13 protein-coding genes and 1 pseudogene are annotated in these 16,779 nt (G+C 45.3%); 5 read left to right on the top strand and 9 right to left on the bottom strand.

The genetic code is table 11. The features are described from left to right. Nucleotides 1–9: 9 nt before the first annotated feature. Together AB4185_RS09020 and kduD are read right to left on the bottom strand one after the other, a co-directional pair. On the bottom strand, nucleotides 10–648 hold the full coding sequence (locus AB4185_RS09020) for an RpiB/LacA/LacB family sugar-phosphate isomerase (RefSeq protein ID WP_017059986.1): 639 nt from the start codon (nucleotides 646–648) through the stop codon (nucleotides 10–12). Between the two features lie 53 nt (nucleotides 649–701). Beyond that, entirely contained in the window at nucleotides 702–1,463 is a 762-nt protein-coding gene (gene kduD / locus AB4185_RS09015) for a 2-dehydro-3-deoxy-D-gluconate 5-dehydrogenase KduD (RefSeq protein ID WP_017067926.1), read from the bottom strand. A 317-nt stretch (nucleotides 1,464–1,780) separates the two neighbouring features. On the opposite strand from kduD, the gene AB4185_RS09010 reads away from it, so the two are divergent. Continuing rightward, complete coding sequence (locus tag AB4185_RS09010) at nucleotides 1,781–3,112, top strand: MFS transporter (RefSeq protein WP_017059988.1); 1,332 nt, start codon at nucleotides 1,781–1,783, stop codon at nucleotides 3,110–3,112. A gap of 191 nt (nucleotides 3,113–3,303) precedes the next feature. Then, nucleotides 3,304–4,185, top strand: a complete 882-nt coding sequence (locus AB4185_RS09005) for a multidrug transporter (protein WP_372135356.1) — start codon at nucleotides 3,304–3,306, stop codon at nucleotides 4,183–4,185. On the opposite strand, the gene AB4185_RS09000 is transcribed toward AB4185_RS09005, so the two are convergent. Next, nucleotides 4,172–5,362: a GGDEF domain-containing protein gene (locus AB4185_RS09000; RefSeq protein WP_102332707.1), complete on the bottom strand. Its 1,191-nt coding sequence runs from the start codon at nucleotides 5,360–5,362 to the stop codon at nucleotides 4,172–4,174. The two genes, AB4185_RS09005 and AB4185_RS09000, sit on opposite strands and share 14 nt — an antisense overlap. Nucleotides 5,363–5,681: 319 nt before the next feature. Between AB4185_RS09000 and AB4185_RS08995 the strand changes: the two genes are divergently transcribed. The 3 genes and pseudogenes from AB4185_RS08995 to AB4185_RS08985 all read left to right on the top strand — a co-directional run bounded on the left by AB4185_RS08995 (nucleotide 5,682) and on the right by AB4185_RS08985 (nucleotide 9,594). Further along, complete coding sequence (locus AB4185_RS08995; protein ID WP_102332708.1) at nucleotides 5,682–6,470, top strand: phytanoyl-CoA dioxygenase family protein; 789 nt, start codon at nucleotides 5,682–5,684, stop codon at nucleotides 6,468–6,470. A 20-nt stretch (nucleotides 6,471–6,490) separates the two neighbouring features. Further along, nucleotides 6,491–7,388, top strand: a pseudogene (locus tag AB4185_RS08990) (alcohol dehydrogenase catalytic domain-containing protein). 301 nt (nucleotides 7,389–7,689) lie between these two features. Continuing rightward, a complete protein-coding gene (locus AB4185_RS08985) occupies nucleotides 7,690–9,594 on the top strand; it encodes a bifunctional UDP-sugar hydrolase/5'-nucleotidase (RefSeq protein ID WP_102428979.1) in 1,905 nt (634 codons plus the stop codon). 258 nt (nucleotides 9,595–9,852) lie between these two features. On the opposite strand, the gene AB4185_RS08980 is transcribed toward AB4185_RS08985, so the two are convergent. The 6 genes from AB4185_RS08980 to fucP form a co-directional block, all read right to left on the bottom strand. Beyond that, nucleotides 9,853–11,001, bottom strand: a complete 1,149-nt coding sequence (locus AB4185_RS08980; RefSeq protein WP_017059994.1) for an iron-containing alcohol dehydrogenase — start codon at nucleotides 10,999–11,001, stop codon at nucleotides 9,853–9,855. Between the two features lie 46 nt (nucleotides 11,002–11,047). After that, entirely contained in the window at nucleotides 11,048–11,695 is a 648-nt protein-coding gene (locus AB4185_RS08975) for an L-fuculose-phosphate aldolase (protein ID WP_029236427.1), read from the bottom strand. An 18-nt stretch (nucleotides 11,696–11,713) separates the two neighbouring features. Next, a complete protein-coding gene (gene fucU, locus AB4185_RS08970; RefSeq protein ID WP_017059996.1) occupies nucleotides 11,714–12,148 on the bottom strand; it encodes an L-fucose mutarotase in 435 nt (144 codons plus the stop codon). Next, nucleotides 12,141–13,589 (bottom strand): L-fuculokinase, encoded by a 1,449-nt coding sequence (gene fucK, locus AB4185_RS08965; RefSeq protein ID WP_372135355.1) that lies wholly within the window; start codon nucleotides 13,587–13,589, stop codon nucleotides 12,141–12,143. Before fucK ends, fucU begins: the two co-directional genes overlap by 8 nt. 59 nt (nucleotides 13,590–13,648) lie before the next feature. Beyond that, a complete protein-coding gene (locus tag AB4185_RS08960) occupies nucleotides 13,649–15,397 on the bottom strand; it encodes an L-fucose isomerase (protein ID WP_029236428.1) in 1,749 nt (582 codons plus the stop codon). Nucleotides 15,398–15,463: 66 nt separating this feature from the next. Further along, nucleotides 15,464–16,633 (bottom strand): L-fucose:H+ symporter permease, encoded by a 1,170-nt coding sequence (gene fucP, locus AB4185_RS08955; RefSeq protein WP_017059999.1) that lies wholly within the window; start codon nucleotides 16,631–16,633, stop codon nucleotides 15,464–15,466. Nucleotides 16,634–16,779: the final 146 nt, after the last annotated feature.

Raw genomic sequence — 16,779 nt, 5'->3', positions numbered from 1 at the left:
ACGCTCTAATTAATCTAAAAGTGAACGAACATAATCAGCGATTTCTTGGTTTTGGCAATGCTCAAAGAAGCATTGTTGGAAACGCTCGCTGCCAACCGCTGTTTTCACTAGATCTTGGTCGATAGCTCTCAGAGAATCAATAAAGTTATCTTTTACCACCGCCGCTTTCACTTCATTCAAAATTGCTGCATTACGTTGCTGTGGTTCTGCACGTTCTAGTGGATACCCATTACCACGCTCGCCTGTGAACGCTTTTTCAAAGATATAACGAATGTTGAGTTCACCTGCCCAGCCAAAGCCTTTAGCAAAAGCGAGAGCGAGAGCATTGCCGTTGTTGATTTGGTTAAACAAGAAAGCATCTGATGGCTCTAGGCAGTAACCACAAACCACACCCGGGTGCAGGTTCAGTGACATCAAAGCACCTTGCCCTGTTCCACATCCCGTCACAACAAAGTCCACAGCCTTTGAGTTGATCAGAATACTGGCCATGATACCTAAGTGGATATACGTTAAGTGGTGATCATTCTCGTCGGTCATACCTAAGTTGAAAACATCGTGACCAATGCCACCCGCCACTGACTCTAGCTCAGCTGCAACCATGGCATTTTTACCTGCCTGACTGTTTTCCATCATTAAAGCGATTTTCATTTATCTTCTCCTGCAAGATTGCTGCAAACTCAAAATTTAGAATAAAAAACCAACTAGCGTGCTAACCAACCACCGTCAACAGCAATGGTATAGCCATTAATGTAATCCGATGCTGATGATGCTAAGAACACACAAGGACCTGCGATATCTTGCGGTTTACCCCAACGTTCAGCCGGAATACGCTCAAGAATCGCTTGATTACGCTCAGCATCTTCACGCAGAGCTTGAGTATTGTTCGTTTCCATATAACCGGGGGCTATCGCATTCACGTTGATATTATCGCGCGCCCATTCGTTCGCCATCGCACGTGTCACGCCCATCACAGCACTTTTTGAAGCCGTATAGGAAGGAACTCGAATGCCACCTTGGAATGAGAGCATCGATGCAATGTTAATGATCTTTCCGCCAGTACCTTGAGCCTTAAATTGCTTTGCAACAGCCTGAGACATAAAGAACACCGTCTTGGTGTTCACGTTCATTACGTCATCCCAATCTTGCTCTGAGAACTCAATAGCATCTTGGCGGCGAATAATTCCTGCATTGTTCACGAGAATGTCGACTTGGCCAAACTCAGCCAAAGTGCGCTCTATAACCCCTGGAATGCACGCTTGCTCGAGAAGATCAGCACTCACGTTTAGGAACGAATGACCTGCTGCACTCATTTTCTCAATAGTCTCTTCAGGCTCTGTTCGGTTAACACCGACAACCTTACAACCGGCTTCCGCTAGGCCTAATGCAATACCTTGCCCAAGCCCCGTGTTACAGCCCGTCACTATCGCTACTTTACCTTCCAGACTGAATGACTCTAAGATCATGCTCGCTTCCTCAATTACATTGGATTCATTGCGTATCGTTATTACCAACAATTAAATCATACAATAAGATGTAAATACGAGAGCGACGTTGTAGAAGTTCGATCTTGCACCAAAATCAGTCGAACAAGTGAAACGGCACCACAAACTAAATGAATAGGGGAAAGTGATTTGAAGACGAGAAACCTATAACCCACTATGAACAATGAGTTCGAAGATCACCCAAACCAGATATTTTAGGGATTTGGCAACAATTCCATGATTTAAAAGAGTAAAAGGGTTATACATAATAATGTGTTATCTAAATTACTGAAATTATCATGACGCTCAAAGAGATCCTTAAAATTCCCAATGTCCGCTACTTCTTGATGTTTAGAAGCAGCTACTTTGCGCGTTTTTACTACCCTATATTCACACTACTTTATTTAGATTACGGGTTAACCCTGTCTCAATTCGCGATGCTCAATGTAGTTTGGGCGGCCACCATTGTGCTTGCTGAAGTACCGTCGGGTGCATTCGCCGATACCTTAGGCCGCAAGAAACTGGTGGTGCTGTCTTCGATTGTGATGTTTGTTGAGATCGCCATGATAGCGCTCGTACCAACCGGAAACCCAGACTTGGTGTTCATTGTTTTTCTGATTAACCGGATTCTCAGTGGGCTAGCGATGGCACTGGCCAGCGGTGCTGACGAGGCATTGGCTTACGACACCTTAAAAGAACAAGGCAATGAAGAGTTGTGGCCTCGAGTGCTGCAAATCCAGCTTCGTGTCGCCTCAACGGTCGGTATCTTTGTCACACTAATTGGTGCGGCGATGTACGACGTGAATTTTATGACGAACATCTTTCATTTCCTTGGACTAGCCGAACCAGAAAGCACCAAAGATCTGATGCGTATTCCTGTGTTCGCCACCCTATTTGTAGCGATGATCGCTATCTATGCCGCGATTAATATGCGCGAAGAGAAAAAGCTGATGCCAAGCGACCAAACCAAATTGGCAACCACCATCTCAAGTCTTAAATTGACGATCGATGCAGGTAAATGGGTATTCGCTACGCCTTACGTGCTGTTCATCTTGCTCTACTACAGCCTATTCGAACACACCTCACGCATGTTCCTAACCATGAACAGCCAATACTATCTGGCCATTGATATTCCAATTATCTACTTTGGTTTTATTGGTGCGGGTATCAGCTTGCTTAAGATTATATTGGCAGGACAAAGCCGAAGATTAGCAGAGAGTATGGAGGCTAAAACCTTCATTGTGGTTATGGGATTGGCAAGCATGGCGACTTATTACTGGATCAGTTTAGGTTGGTCGATTTACGGAGTCATTCCGGCACTAGTATTAATCTTTATCATCATGACGATGAACATTTTCATCAGCTACCACCTGAATAAAAAAACCGAATCACACAACAGAGCCACCGTTCTTAGTTTCAAAGGTTTGATGTTTAACCTCGGATACGGTCTGATCGGTATCTTGTACGCTTACTACTATAAGTTGGTGTCTCAGGGCTACACCGAACAAGAAATAGAACAGAACCTTGCCTTCTTGGCCTCACTGTCTTCTTTTTTCTATTACTTCACCTTACTGTTCGTTTTGATCAGCGCGCTGTTCTACTTCAAGAACAGAAAAGAAGCGATTTTCTAAACAATCGATTGATGTCGAGTGACAAGTAAATGAAGCCGTTAAGGTTTACAGCGCAAGTTTTAAAGACCGAATATTCTTCAAAACCGAGCGATTCACGCAACTGACGATTGCTTATTAAAAGAACAAGTCGCTTCTTATATTGGTTTTATTTGTTAATATAATCAGCAAATTACATAACACATGGACGCGTCATGTCTTTTAGTTGGGTAGCCTTTACTCTCCTTGCTGCCTTTAGCCAATCTTGGCGCAATGCCTTTCAAAGTAAATTAAGTGGCACCATGAGCGTGGCTGGCGTGACGTTGGCGCGTTTTATTTGGGCTGGCCCAATCGCCCTTATTTACCTCTACACCCTCTATCAATGGCAGCCAGTCTCCGCACCGGATTTTTCGGGTGAGTTTGTTTTCTATATTGTTGCTGCCGCCATCATGCAGATCCTCGCGACCGGCTTAATGGTGATGCTGTTCAAGCTCGAAAACTATGCGATAGGCGCAGGCTTAGCCAAGTGTGAAGCCCCCGTATCTGCTGTGCTATCCGTATTGTTTTTTGGTACTGCTTTGACACTAACAGGTTGGGTCGGCGTACTTATTGGTACTTTAGGCGTGCTAATCATGAGTAGCGCTTCTGGCTGGCGAAGCTTGTCCCCGAAAGTGTTCTTATTAGGTATGGCGTGTAGCACCGCCTTTGCTTTAACGTCTCTTTGGGTACGGGAAGCAAGTTTGAGCATAGGGTTGCCCTTCCCTCATAGCGCTGCTTGGGTGCTGTTCCTCGTCATTTCCCTTCAGACAGTGATTATCTGTACGTATCTCTTTTTCAGAGAACGCGACACGCTGCGCCTGATATTCAAGAAGTCGAAACTAGTCATCATGACAAGCTTAGCGAGTGTTATCGGTTCTCTGGGTTGGTTTAGCGCGATGTCGCTTCAAGCCGTGCCGTACGTAAAGACACTCGGGCAAGTCGAAGTGATCTTCATGGTGTTGATATCCTATTTCTGGTTAGGGCAAAGCATCGCGCGCAAAGACATTCTTGCGCTCATCTTGCTTTCTATCGCAGCAGTATTGGTTATGTGGCAGTGACGAGCTCGTTAATATGACTAGGACAAATTGAAGTCATATTGCGACCGTTTGTTTTCGCTTGATATAACGCTTTGTCGGCTCGGCTAATAAACCCATTCCAACTCTCATGCGGGTGAAGCTGAGCAACACCAAAACTCGATGTCAGAAACATCTCATGTTCTTGTACTGCTGATACCTCTGAAATAGACAATCGTAACTTGCAGGCAATAACCTGAGCTTGTTGGAAATCGACATTAGGCAATAAAATCATTATCTCGTCTCCGCCAAAACGAAACGCACTGGCTTTAGGCGATGTTTTTATCGCACTTTGAACCATTTCAGCAAAAGACTTGATCACGAGGTCACCTACAATGTGTCCGTGTTGGTCATTGATCGACTTAAAATTATCAATATCCATCATAATGGCACTAACAGGTGCAGTTTCCGCCTGCTTCATGATAACTGGAACCATCTCATCTAATGCTCTGCGGTTTCCCAGTACCGTTAGAGGATCGCTGTAGGACAGCTCGTGAATAGAACTAAGCAACCTTGCGTTAATCAGCCAAAGCATTGTAAAGCTCATCGACACAATAAGAACGATGCTCACTAAAAAGGCAAGTTGATGAATGAGAGTGGCCGCCATGAAATCCTGGAGCTCAGTTGAAAATAGCGTCACCACAACTCGAAAAAACATAAACCCGCCATATATCGTAAATGACAAGGCCATCATCCGAATACCTAGAGTCAAGTCATCACGCCGGCCCTTTAATACCGCAAAGGCAGTGCAAAGAGTCACAAAAGCCAGATATAAACTAATGAGGATAATTCGAGCCTTTATGGAAGGCTCATAGAACGTGAAGTAAATAAAACATGGCAAAAGAGCCAACATCATTAGACTACTGAGGTAGGTGCATTTGAGAGAGTATTCTCGAAACAGACATAAGCTATACAAGGCGAGATGAAAACCAAGCGCAATGACCATATTGGCACCAATAACTGTGACCCAATCAGGGAACTCCCCTCTTAGGCTCAACATCAACGGCCCAGTTCCAATAACAAATATTGAAATGGAAAAGATTGAAAGCCCTTTAATGGACTGTTGAGTGAATTGAAATAACAACAAGCCAATACAGTAAATGAAAGAGAACAAAATAATAATAAAATTAAGTGTTCTCATATCCAGCGAAAAACCATCCATGATTTTCTATCTTCCATACGCAACCAAATTTCAACATGGTCAATAATCATGCAAACCACAAAAACATTCACCATGTGAATCTTTTTATTTTATAAAAAAAGGGGGTAGATCACATATGCGGAGATTTTTATCGCATGAGTCCATGATATGGATAGGCATGTAACACTCGCCCCCATAGAGTTTTATCGCATCACTGAATCTACAGGCTTCTGCACTCGTTACTTGGTTGAATGACGACTGTCTGGCATTATGCGCCCAAGAAATCTCTAGGGCTGTTGACCTTAGTTATTATACAGCAAAGAATGAACGAAGGTAGTCAGTGGTAGAAAACAGCCAACAATTAAGTGACCGTTACGACGAACATGGTTACTTTGTTATCAGAAATTATTTCAATGAAGCTCAAATTGCATCGCTTAGAAAAGTCGTGCTGAAATTTCATGAATCATGGAAAGCAGACAACGAAGAATTCTATAAAGAAGAAGCATTTAACTCGTCTTTAATTACGGGAAGCGAGTATTTGCTCGCCGACGATAGAAGCGTGCTTTTCGACTTCATCAGCTCGAAACAAGTGATGAACGTGGTTGATGCGGTGATTCCGAACAAACCAGCATTCATGAATACACAGCTGTTCTTCAACCCAGTAAATCCGCAACAAAAAGACTTCTGGCATCGTGACTGTCAATACGATTACGACGTTGATGACCAAATGAAAGTCATCATGGAAACCCAGGTATTGCATCTGCGAGTGCCCATTTTTGATGAGCCAGGTATGGAACTTATCCCTGGCACACACAAGCGTTGGGACAACGAAGAAGAGTACAATGTTCGCCAAGAAGAAAACGGCAAAGTGAGCAGCGATGACATCTCTGGTGGTAAGCAGATACCATTAGCCGCCGGTGACTTATTGGTGTTTTCAGCGGACATGATCCACCGAGGCCGATATGGCTTGGATCGTTTGGCTTTGGATATTTTGATCTTTGATTCGGCGGCAGACTATGTCGACTACGTTGATGACGATTGTCTGCCAACACCAGCCATGTTGAGCAACATTTCCGACCCAAGATTATTTATGAACACGCTACACTTAAAATCGATGCAGTACTCATAATCCATAAAGGTGCCCAAACTATGACTGACACTAAGCAAAATACCCGAATTAGCCAGTTCCGTTTCGGTCAGCCAAAAGAATCTCTCAAGTTAGAACATGTCGCTTTAGGGGTACTAGACAAAGATAAAGTTCGCGTACAAATTGAAGCGACTAACATCAACCCTAGTGATCTGTTGTCGATTTATGGTGTGGGCCAATACAAACATAGCCATCAGCCGCCGAGAGTACCGGGATTTGAAGCGGTAGGAAGGATTGTAGAATCCAGCAGTGCTGAGTTTATAGTGAATCAACGAGTGCTTGTGGCAACCAGTGGAACATGGCAGAACTATGTCGATGTATCACCAGATGATCTGTTCCAAATTCCTCAACATTTAGACAATGGCTACGCCTGTCAGTTGTACATTAATGCGCTAACCGCATGGGTGCTAACGACAGAAATAGCCAAGCTGACCCAAGAGGATGTGTTGATCATCAACGCGGGCAGTTCAGCCATCGGTAAGATCTTCTCCCAGTTATCAGCATCACTCGGCTTCAACATCATTGTCGTTACATCACAGCAGACACAATACCCTGCCACTTCCTGTTGGGTGATAGATGCGAACGCTGATCTAGTTTCTCAAATTAAGGCATTAGGCTTGCCTATGCCAACCGTTGGATTTTTACGAGCCACGCTTCTTTGAGTACGCGAAAAACCAACACATCGATTTCAGCACCTTCTTCTTGCGTTATTGGGAGGAAGCAGAAGGTAAAGATGTTCGCCGTGATAAGTTCACGACCATGCTAGATCACTTCATCACAAACGACATTCAGCTCGACGTTGACCGCTATCTACCATTCGATGAAGTGCAAACCGCGATTGATCTCATTGAATCGAAAACCACACGCCTAGAGGGCAAGATCATCTTACTGCCACAGTAAGTGAGAGTTGGACGATATATACCTTGTTTATTTCAACAGGCAAGACGTTCAACAGCTTACAAGCGTGCTTGTTAATACACCATCGCTTAGGAAGTTTGATTAAAGAAATCGAAGATTGAAAAGATAGCGAAGAGTTGTGGTGCATTTCTCCATAACTTAAGTGGTTACGAGATGGTCATGAATCACATTTATTTGAAACATCAATTAGTTATATCATTAGAAATGTGATACTGATCACCCATAAGATAACCTCGATTCTATATGGTAGCGTCATACTTAAAACCACGATGTGAACATACTTATGAAAAGACACATACTATCAAGCGCCATCCTACTCTCTCTAGCCTTTCCCACCTTTGCAGCTGATGGCGATATACACGATGTCACGATACTGGGTACTTCAGATATCCACGGTCATTTTATGGCGTGGGATTACGCGGCAGATAAACTCAACACTCGTGGTAGCTTGAGCCAAATCGCGACCAAAGTTGGTGAGATCCGCAAAGAGCAATCTAACATTATCCTTGTCGACGCTGGCGATACCATCCAAGGCAACTTCGTAGAAACCTTCAAAGACGAGCCCGTTGATCCAATGATGCTTGGCTTTAATCACATGAAATACGATGTGTGGGTTTTAGGTAACCACGAATTCGACTTTGGCCTCAAAACCCTCAACAGGGCCGTTACCCAATTTAAAGGGCAGTCTCTCGGTGGCAACATCAAGAACAAAAACGGAAACCCATTCCTGCCTGGTTACACCATCCTAGAACGCGGTAGCATTAAGATCGGCGTGATCGGAATGGATACCCCAATGACGGAGGTCTTTGCGCAAGGTACCAACCGTTTAGAAGGCGTCACTTTCACTAATCCAACCTTGGAAGTGAAGAAAATCGTCAAAGAGATTGATGATAAAGTGGATGCCATCATATTGGTTGCCCATATGGGAATTGAGAACGAGAATGACATTGCCGACACCGGTGTCACCGACATTGCCAATGCAAACCCAGAGCTTGATGCCATCGTCGCTGGCCACATGCACACTCGCATCGATAAAGCCGTTGTAAATGGCGTTATTATTACTGAACCCGACAAATATGGCCGCGCCCTATCTCGTATTGATCTTCAATTTGAAGAGCGCGATGGCACATTCACTCTCGTCAACAAAGACAGCTTCACCTATAAAATTAAAGGTATCGACTCTGATGAGAATATGGACGAGTTATACCAGCCTTACCACAAACAACTCCGAGAAATGGCGAACAGACCTGTCGCTCAACTTACCGGCGTTGATTTAGTCCCAGAAAACGAAATCCGCGGTATCCCTCAAGTCCATGTTCAAGACACAGGCATCAGTGCGCTATTCCAAGAAGCGAGCTTCTTCTATGCACCCAAAGCCAATGTCATTGCACTTCAAATAGACAACGACAATGCAGAGCTCGATGTTGGCCCAATCAAAGCCAAAGACATCGCGTACAACTACCAATACGCAGGTGGCGAAATCACTGTCTATCAGATGACAGGCAAAGAGTTAAGAACCTACATGGAATGGTCTGCAGGCTACTTCAACTCAGTACAACCTGGCGATGTGACCTACAGCTTTAACCCTGAACGTAGAGCTTCAAAATATTCGACCAATGACTTCTTCGCGGGCGTGACTTATACCATCGACCTCACTCAACCTGCAGGTACCCGCATCACCAACCTCGCGTTTGCTGATGGCACACCGGTTACTGATCAAACAGAGATCCGTATTGGTATGAATAGCTATCGAATGGGTCATCTAACCAAGAAAGGCGGCGTGCTAGAAGGTGAATCATTCCCTGTACTCTTTGATACGGAAGCAGAGTATGGAGAAGAAGCAGGCACGATTCGTAACATGACTATCAAGTATCTTAAAGAAGAAAAGAACGGCCAGTATGAGGGTAAGCCTCAACAACGATGGGCACTTTCTGGTTTAGAGAGTCGTTACAATGAACAGCGTGAGATCGTAAAATCATTGATTAATGATAAAACCATATCAATCCCAACCAGTGACGATGGCCGCTACACAAACATCGCTTCTATCAACGTAAAAGAACTGATGTTCAAATCTGACGAAGCCAAACAAGCAGCCATAACCACACGCGAAAAGAAACTGGCGCAGGCGACTGAGCAAGAGAGTAAGCAAATCAAACGCGAAATCACTCTGATTGAAGCGCTCAATTAACCCCTGACCTCAACCAATAACGACTTAACAACGCTTGGAGCGTGGTTAGGTCGTTTTTGTTCCCATTTTCCAACACCACATCTGTACTGAGTAAAACGGTTAATATTGGATGAATGATCTGCAAAGGCCAACTCATAGTTGGACAAAATCTTCTCAGCGAGTTTCCTAAATTAGTGATTTATGAATCACTTCAAGTATTGCAAACCTCCAATCAAGTGGCCAAATTCACTCAGCCACTACAGTACCACTACACGGTTGCTATAACGCCAACTCGTAAAGGTGATAAACGTCTTCACTGGTCAACGTTCTTGGGTTGCCTCCCATACAAACATCATCCATGGCTTTTTGAACCCAACCATCAATATCCGCATGCTTAACCCCAAGATGAGCCAGCCCAGAAGGGATACCCACTTCACGAGACAACGTGCAAATCAGGTCCACCGCTAATAGGGCTGCATTAGTGTCGTCTAACTGAGACGTATCCCCACCCATCGCTTCAGCTACTTCTCTAAACGCACTTGGAATCGTTTGAGCATTGAATGCGCTCACCACAGGCAGCAAGATAGCATTACAAACGCCATGCGCTAGGTTGTGTGTTGCCGAAGGCTGATGTGACAACGCATGAACCGCGCCTAATCCGGCTGAGTTGAACGACATCCCCGCTAAAAATTGCGCATCAGCAAGTGCCGACCGAGCTTCTATGTTCGCTCCATCCTTTACTGCCATAGGCAGCCATTTGGCAATTAGCTTAACCGCCTCGAGTGCGGTCGGAAGTGTTAAACGATGGGCGCCAGGAGTCACAACCGACTCAATGGCATGGGTCAGCGCATCCATACCCGTTGCAGCGGTAACAGAGGCAGGCAAACCAACCATCAATGATGGGTCGTTAACCGCAACATCTGGAATCTGTTTGGTGTCGACGATCACCATCTTAACGAGATTCTTCTCATCGGTAATCACCGAATTGGACGTCATCTCCGCCGCTGTTCCCGCCGTTGTATTAATAGCAATAAAGAACGCACCGCTATTCTTAACCAGGCCGACCCCATTATAATCGGTGATTTCGCCTTCATTTGATGTGACAATACGAATCGCTTTCGCACAATCAATAGGGCTACCGCCACCAACCGCAATCAAACAATCGCACCCGCTCTGTTGGTAAAACTCAGCACCTTGATTAACCAAACTAACGGTCGGGTTAGGGGTGACCTTATCAAAGGTGACATAATCGAACCCTTTATCATCGAGTGCACAATAAAGAGAATCTAATATCCCCAATTCAATAAGGTTTTTATCTGTCACTATCATTGCTTTTTTTACGGGTCGACAGTCCAACACTGCAACAGATTCTGCCACCGCACCTACGCCGGATAATGATAGTTTTGGTAAATTTAATGCAAACACCATAGTCATTCCTTTACGGTAAGAGCCCGACGGATCGGGCCGATATCAATTACTTCTCAACTCGCAATCCATACGTCTTGAACTTATCGAGTACATGATCCATCTCTTGGTTTGGAAGCACTGGAACGTCTGGCTGAATCGCTGCACACTTGAGATAAAGCTCAGCCAATACCTCGGTTTCATGTGCTAACCACAATGCTTTCTTCAGATTTTCACCAACGGTGATCATGCCATGATGTTGAAGAAGAATAGATTTACTTTGACGAATGCCAGCATCTACATAATCAGCCAACTTAGGAGAGCCAAAGGTAGCATAAGGTACACAAGGTATTTCTGCCGCGCCCGATGCTGCAACCATATAGTGGATCGCCTGGATTGGACGATTGAGTATAGACACTGCTGTCGCGTTAATGGCGTGGTTGTGAACAACGGCATGGCAATCCTCTCTCGCTTGGTAGCAGGTTAGGTGGAAAGCCCATTCGCTTGATGGAATTTTGCCTTCCTCAAATTCTCCGGATTCGCTTACAAAAACGATCTTTTCCGGTGTCAGATTCTCATATTCAATACCCGTTGGAGTGATCAATAAACCACCTTCATAGCGCACCGAGACATTACCTGCGGTGCCTTGGTTTAATCCCAGCTTAGTCATCTCTAAGCATGTATCGATAATGTCTTGTGCTAGTTCATTTCTTGTTATTGTCATCGTATTACTTCCTTAAGCTGGCGTTACGCCTTTCTTTAAAATGATGTTTCCGTATTTAGCGGTTTCGCCCGTCAGTACAACTGCAAAGCATTTTTCGGCGCGGTCGTAAAAATCAAAACGATCCATGTGTTCTAATGCAGGCTTGTCTTTCGTGGTCTTTGTGATTGCCGCCATGTATTTCGATTCAACTGTTGGGTCGAGCTGGTCACCCTCTACTGCTTGCATCATGATCAGCGGGCTTTGGCAGTACACGTCGAGCTCAAATAGCGGTATTGTGCCCTCTAACAGCGTATCGATATTCACGCCATCGGCTCTTAGCACCACATGCGATCCAAACGTCTCAGCAGGAAAATGGGCGTCGGCAAACAGAATTTCATCGCCATGCCCCATTCGACTTAATACGGCAAGCAGTTCTGGGCTTATTGCCGGATGGATTCCTTTAAGCATTGTGTATTTCCTCCAATAACTGGGCGTATTGTTCACGGCTCTCAGACGGGGTGATGACTTGGTAAGCAGGCTTCATATTTTCTTGGGCATGATTGGCATCAATAAATACCCCAGCCCCTGCAAAGGCATACATCGCTGCCCCCGTCACTGTGGCTTCAGGCTGTTCAACCACATGGATAGGGATGCCAACAACGTCAGCTCTTATTTGGTTCCACAGTCTATTTTTAGACCCACCACCCACCACCATTAAACACTCGGTATTTAAGCGACAAGTCGTGGAAAGATAGTGCAGACTGCTCTTGAGTTTGAAGGCCAGTCCTTCTAGAGCGGCGCGGTATATCTCGCCCCTTGTGGCATTAATGGACAGGCCAGTAATCGCACCATTTCCTTTACCGTCACCACCAAGTAAAAAGGATGGATCGAACCTAACGCCATTTGCACCGATAGGGGCCGCTTCCCCTTCCGAAACCATCACCGCGTATTTACTGCTGCTCTCGGCAATATCCGTAAAGTAGGTGTTGGCGACCCATTCCATTACTGCACTAGAGAGCCATTGGATTGCTGGGTTAAACAAATCATTTTTAGCATCAAGCTCTGTTGTCATGCCCTCTTTGAGATAGTCAGGTTTTAACTGAGGACGTGGCGAACGAGCCATCAAGATCTCCCAAGTCCCTGAGCTTAAGAAAGACTGATTCTCTTTGGCACCAGAGCCGAACAAAGCAAACTGAGTGTCGTGACCTGCTGAAATCACTGGAACTCTGTTTGGAATGCCAAGCAGGAAGGCGACATCGTCTTTTAAACAACCCACTATTTCGCCCGCTTCAACCATGGGAGGAAAGTGCGCCTTCGTCAGCTCTAGGTACTGTAATACCCCTTCATTCCAGTCACCGCTGTCTAGGTCCGTCATCATCGACGTGCCAGCCATCGTTCGATCGGTTGTTAATTCGCCCGTCAGCTTTTGTGTCAACATCGACGAAATAAACACCCACTTATCCATATTGCTATAGACTTTTGGTTCGTTGTCTTTCAACCACTTAAGCTTGAATAAGGTATTGAACGAATAATCCCCGATGCCGTTGGTCAAATACAGTTCATCGCGGTCAATATCTTGCGAGATCTGGCTCATCACAGGCGCGGTACGAGCACATTTCCAAGAAATAATGGGATAGATCTGCTTTCCATCTTTATCGAAGGGCGCCCCGTCCACTCCAAAGGTAGTGACAGAAACGGCAACAATATCCGTCGAATTAATTTGAGCCGTTACCTGCTTTGAACACTCAACAAGCTTTTTCCAAATCTGTTGAAAATCCCAAACATGTTTAGTGCCATTCTGTAGCGTTTCATTAGCAATATAGTTCGACGCAACAATTTCACCTTGCTGGTTAATCGCAATAGAGCGGACGTTGGTGGCTCCGCAATCAAGAATAATAGCAATCGACATAACTCACCCCTTTAAGGCCTACCCCAAGTTGGGGCAGGCAAAATTAGTTACCTATTGAATTACTTATAGATAGGGCCGAAGTTCTGACAAGCGCGATAGTCCTGTCCCTCAACATCCTGACCAAATGCAGACCAAGTATGCGGACGAAAGATGTCTTGGCTATCCACGTTATGCATCGATACCGGAATACGCAGCATTGCAGCGAGAGAGATTAAATCGCCGCCAACGTGGCCTGAAGTGATAACACAGTGGTTAGCGCCCCAGTTTGCCATAACGTCATAAACCGATTTAAATGCGCCTTGGCCAGTCAAGCGAGGGACGAACCAGGTCGTTGGCCAAGTCGCGTTAGTGCGCTCATTTAGGGTATTATGAACATCTTCTGGCAGTTCGATAGAGTGCCCCTCAGCAATTTGCAGCACTGGACCAATACCCGAGATAATGTTGATTCGATGCATAGTAAATGGCATACCACCTTCAGTTAGGAACTGAGACGAGAAGCCGCCCCCACGGAAGTATTCTTCAATGGCTGGGCACCATTTCGTTGCATTTAGAGACGCTTCAACGTCGGCTTGTGTCAGTTCCCAGTGCGGTTTCATCGCCGGCTTACCATCAGCTGTTCTCGCTTTACCTGCCCCATCGAGCGCTGCTGAGCCAGAGTTAACCAGGTGCAAGAAACCGGAATCTGGGCGGGTCCCTGTCACACGCTCTACCGCATCTTCAGACCAGTAGGTACGAACATCATGGAAAACCTGAGCCTCACCCGTCAGTAGCTTACCAAACATCATATTTACGCCGTTCAACGCGTCGTTTTCTGTTGCCACACAGATTGGTTCACGAATGCCGTTCCAATCAAATGAGGAGTTCAAGATGGCCTCTGAAAAATCGCCATTGGGCAAATGATCTGTCCAATGACGCTGACCTTGGAAGCCAGCCAGAATAGCATTGTGTCCTAGCGATTCTTCACCAAAGCCTAGCTCTGCAAGTTTTGGGTTGCCTTGCATCAAATCGCGCATGATCATGGTCATCTTAATGACGGTATCCCAATCCTCTGCTTTACGCTCTTCGGTGAAAGGGGTGCCGTTATAATCTTTACCTTCTTTACACCAGTCTCGTACCCAAGCACGTGCCAGTTCAAACTCTTTCTTGTCATAGACTTCTCGATCCAAACGGCGTTTGATTTCTGTCATATCGACATATTCATTACGCATGCCCAGATACTTCTGGAAGAACTCAGGGTTAACCACAGAGCCCGCGATGCCCATAGATACAGAGCCCATCGAGAGATAAGATTTACCGCGCATTGACGCGACGGCTAAACCTGCACGGCAGAAGCGAAGAATCTTGTCCTGTACGTCACTTGGGATTGACTCGTCTCCTGCGTCTTGCACTTCTTTGCCGTAAATTGAGAATGCCGGTAAACCCACTTGTGAGTGGCCTGCCATCGCGGCGGCTAGGTATACTGCACCTGGACGCTCAGTACCATTGAAACCCCAGATGGCTTTTGGTGTATGCGGGTCCATATCAATGGTTTCTGTGCCATAACACCAACACGGTGTTACTGTCAGTACAAGGCCCACATTTTCACGTTTAAATTTGTCAGCCGTCGCAGCAGATTCTGCTACACCACCAATACAAGAGTCGGCAAGGACACACTCCACTTTCTCTCCGCTAGCATGGCGAATATTCTCTTGAATAAAATGAGCTGCGCGCTGAGCCATTCCCATAGTTTGATCTTCAAGAGATTCGCGTACACCCATTTGACGACCGTCGATGGTAGGACGAATACCGATTTTAACTAACTGTGACATCATTGATGTTCCTTATTATTTCTTTAATTCAGGGGGCAGGTTAATGCTGCCCCTGTGGATAATTCTTTACTTAACTTGGTAACCTTTTGCGCCGTAGTACACTAGGTAAACGAAGCCAATGAATGGGATAACAAATGCGGCACCAATGCCTGCTGCATCTGAGATTTGCCCCATGATGGCGGTTAGCAGTGCACCACCCAGGATTGCCATGATTAAGAAGCTTCCACCAAACTTTGAATCAGACCCTAAATCTCTCAGTGATAGCCCAAAAATAGTCGGGAACATCAGAGACATACATGCAGACACACCGACTAGTGCATAAGCTCCTGCTAACCCACCCACTACCATGATTACAGCGACTAAAATCGCAGCGATCGCAGCCAAAGCAGCAAGTAGTTTTTGTGGTTCAATGTGTTTCATCAGCGCGACACAAACCCAGCGCATGACAGAGAAAATCACAATAGATGTCAGTAGGTATGTTGATGCTTCTGCTTCTGTACCGCCGACTTCTTGCATCACGTAACGAATAGTCCATGACCAACAACCAATTTGCGCACCGACATAGAAAAACTGAGCTAACACGCCTTTGGTGAAGTGGCTTCGCTTGACAATACGGCGGTACGCCTGACCAAATGTAGACTCACCGGTAGTACTTGTGTCCTTTGCGGCCGGCATCTTAGTTTTAAGAATCAATAGCCAAATTAAAGCAATAACAACTGCTACGCCCATATAGGGCATCATTACTGCGTACAGTTCGTCAGATTGAATTTTCGCTAGTTCGTCAGCAGCCATGGCCGCACGTTCACTATCCGTTGCAGGGTTTAGTTGCGATAAGATGTAAAATTTGCCAATTAACACCCCAGTGATCGAACCAATAGGGTTACAAGCTTGAGCAATATTTAGACGTCGAGTTGCGGTTTCTTCAGGACCCATCGCTAATATGTATGGGTTGGCACTTGTTTCTAGAATGGAGAGACCGCCAGCTAGAACAAATAATGCCAGCAAGAAAGGTAAATATTCCATTGCTTGCGCGGCGGGATAAAATAGCAGTGCGCCGGTTGCAAACAATCCAAGGCCCAAAAGCACTCCGGCTTTATAACTGTATCGCTGTATGAAAAGCGCAGCGGGAAGAGCCAAACAAAAATAAGCGCCATAGAAAGCCGTTTGTACCAAACCGGATTGCATATCGGTTAAAGTAAATACTTTTCGAAACTGTGCAATAAGTACATCAGTCATGTTATTTGCCAAACCCCACATGGCAAAACAACAACATAGTAGCCAAAAAGCAAATTTAATTTCCTTTGGTATTACCTCTACTTTATTATTCCTCTGTGTTTCAGACGAACTTATATTGAGAGTATCATTCATAAGATATCCTTATT

Source organism: Vibrio sp. 10N.286.48.F5 (assembly GCF_041469785.1).
In the GTDB taxonomy this organism is placed as follows: domain Bacteria; phylum Pseudomonadota; class Gammaproteobacteria; order Enterobacterales; family Vibrionaceae; genus Vibrio; species Vibrio crassostreae_C.
The sequence above is the reverse complement of the archived record's forward strand: the minus strand, read 5'-3'. Positions and strand labels throughout refer to the sequence as shown.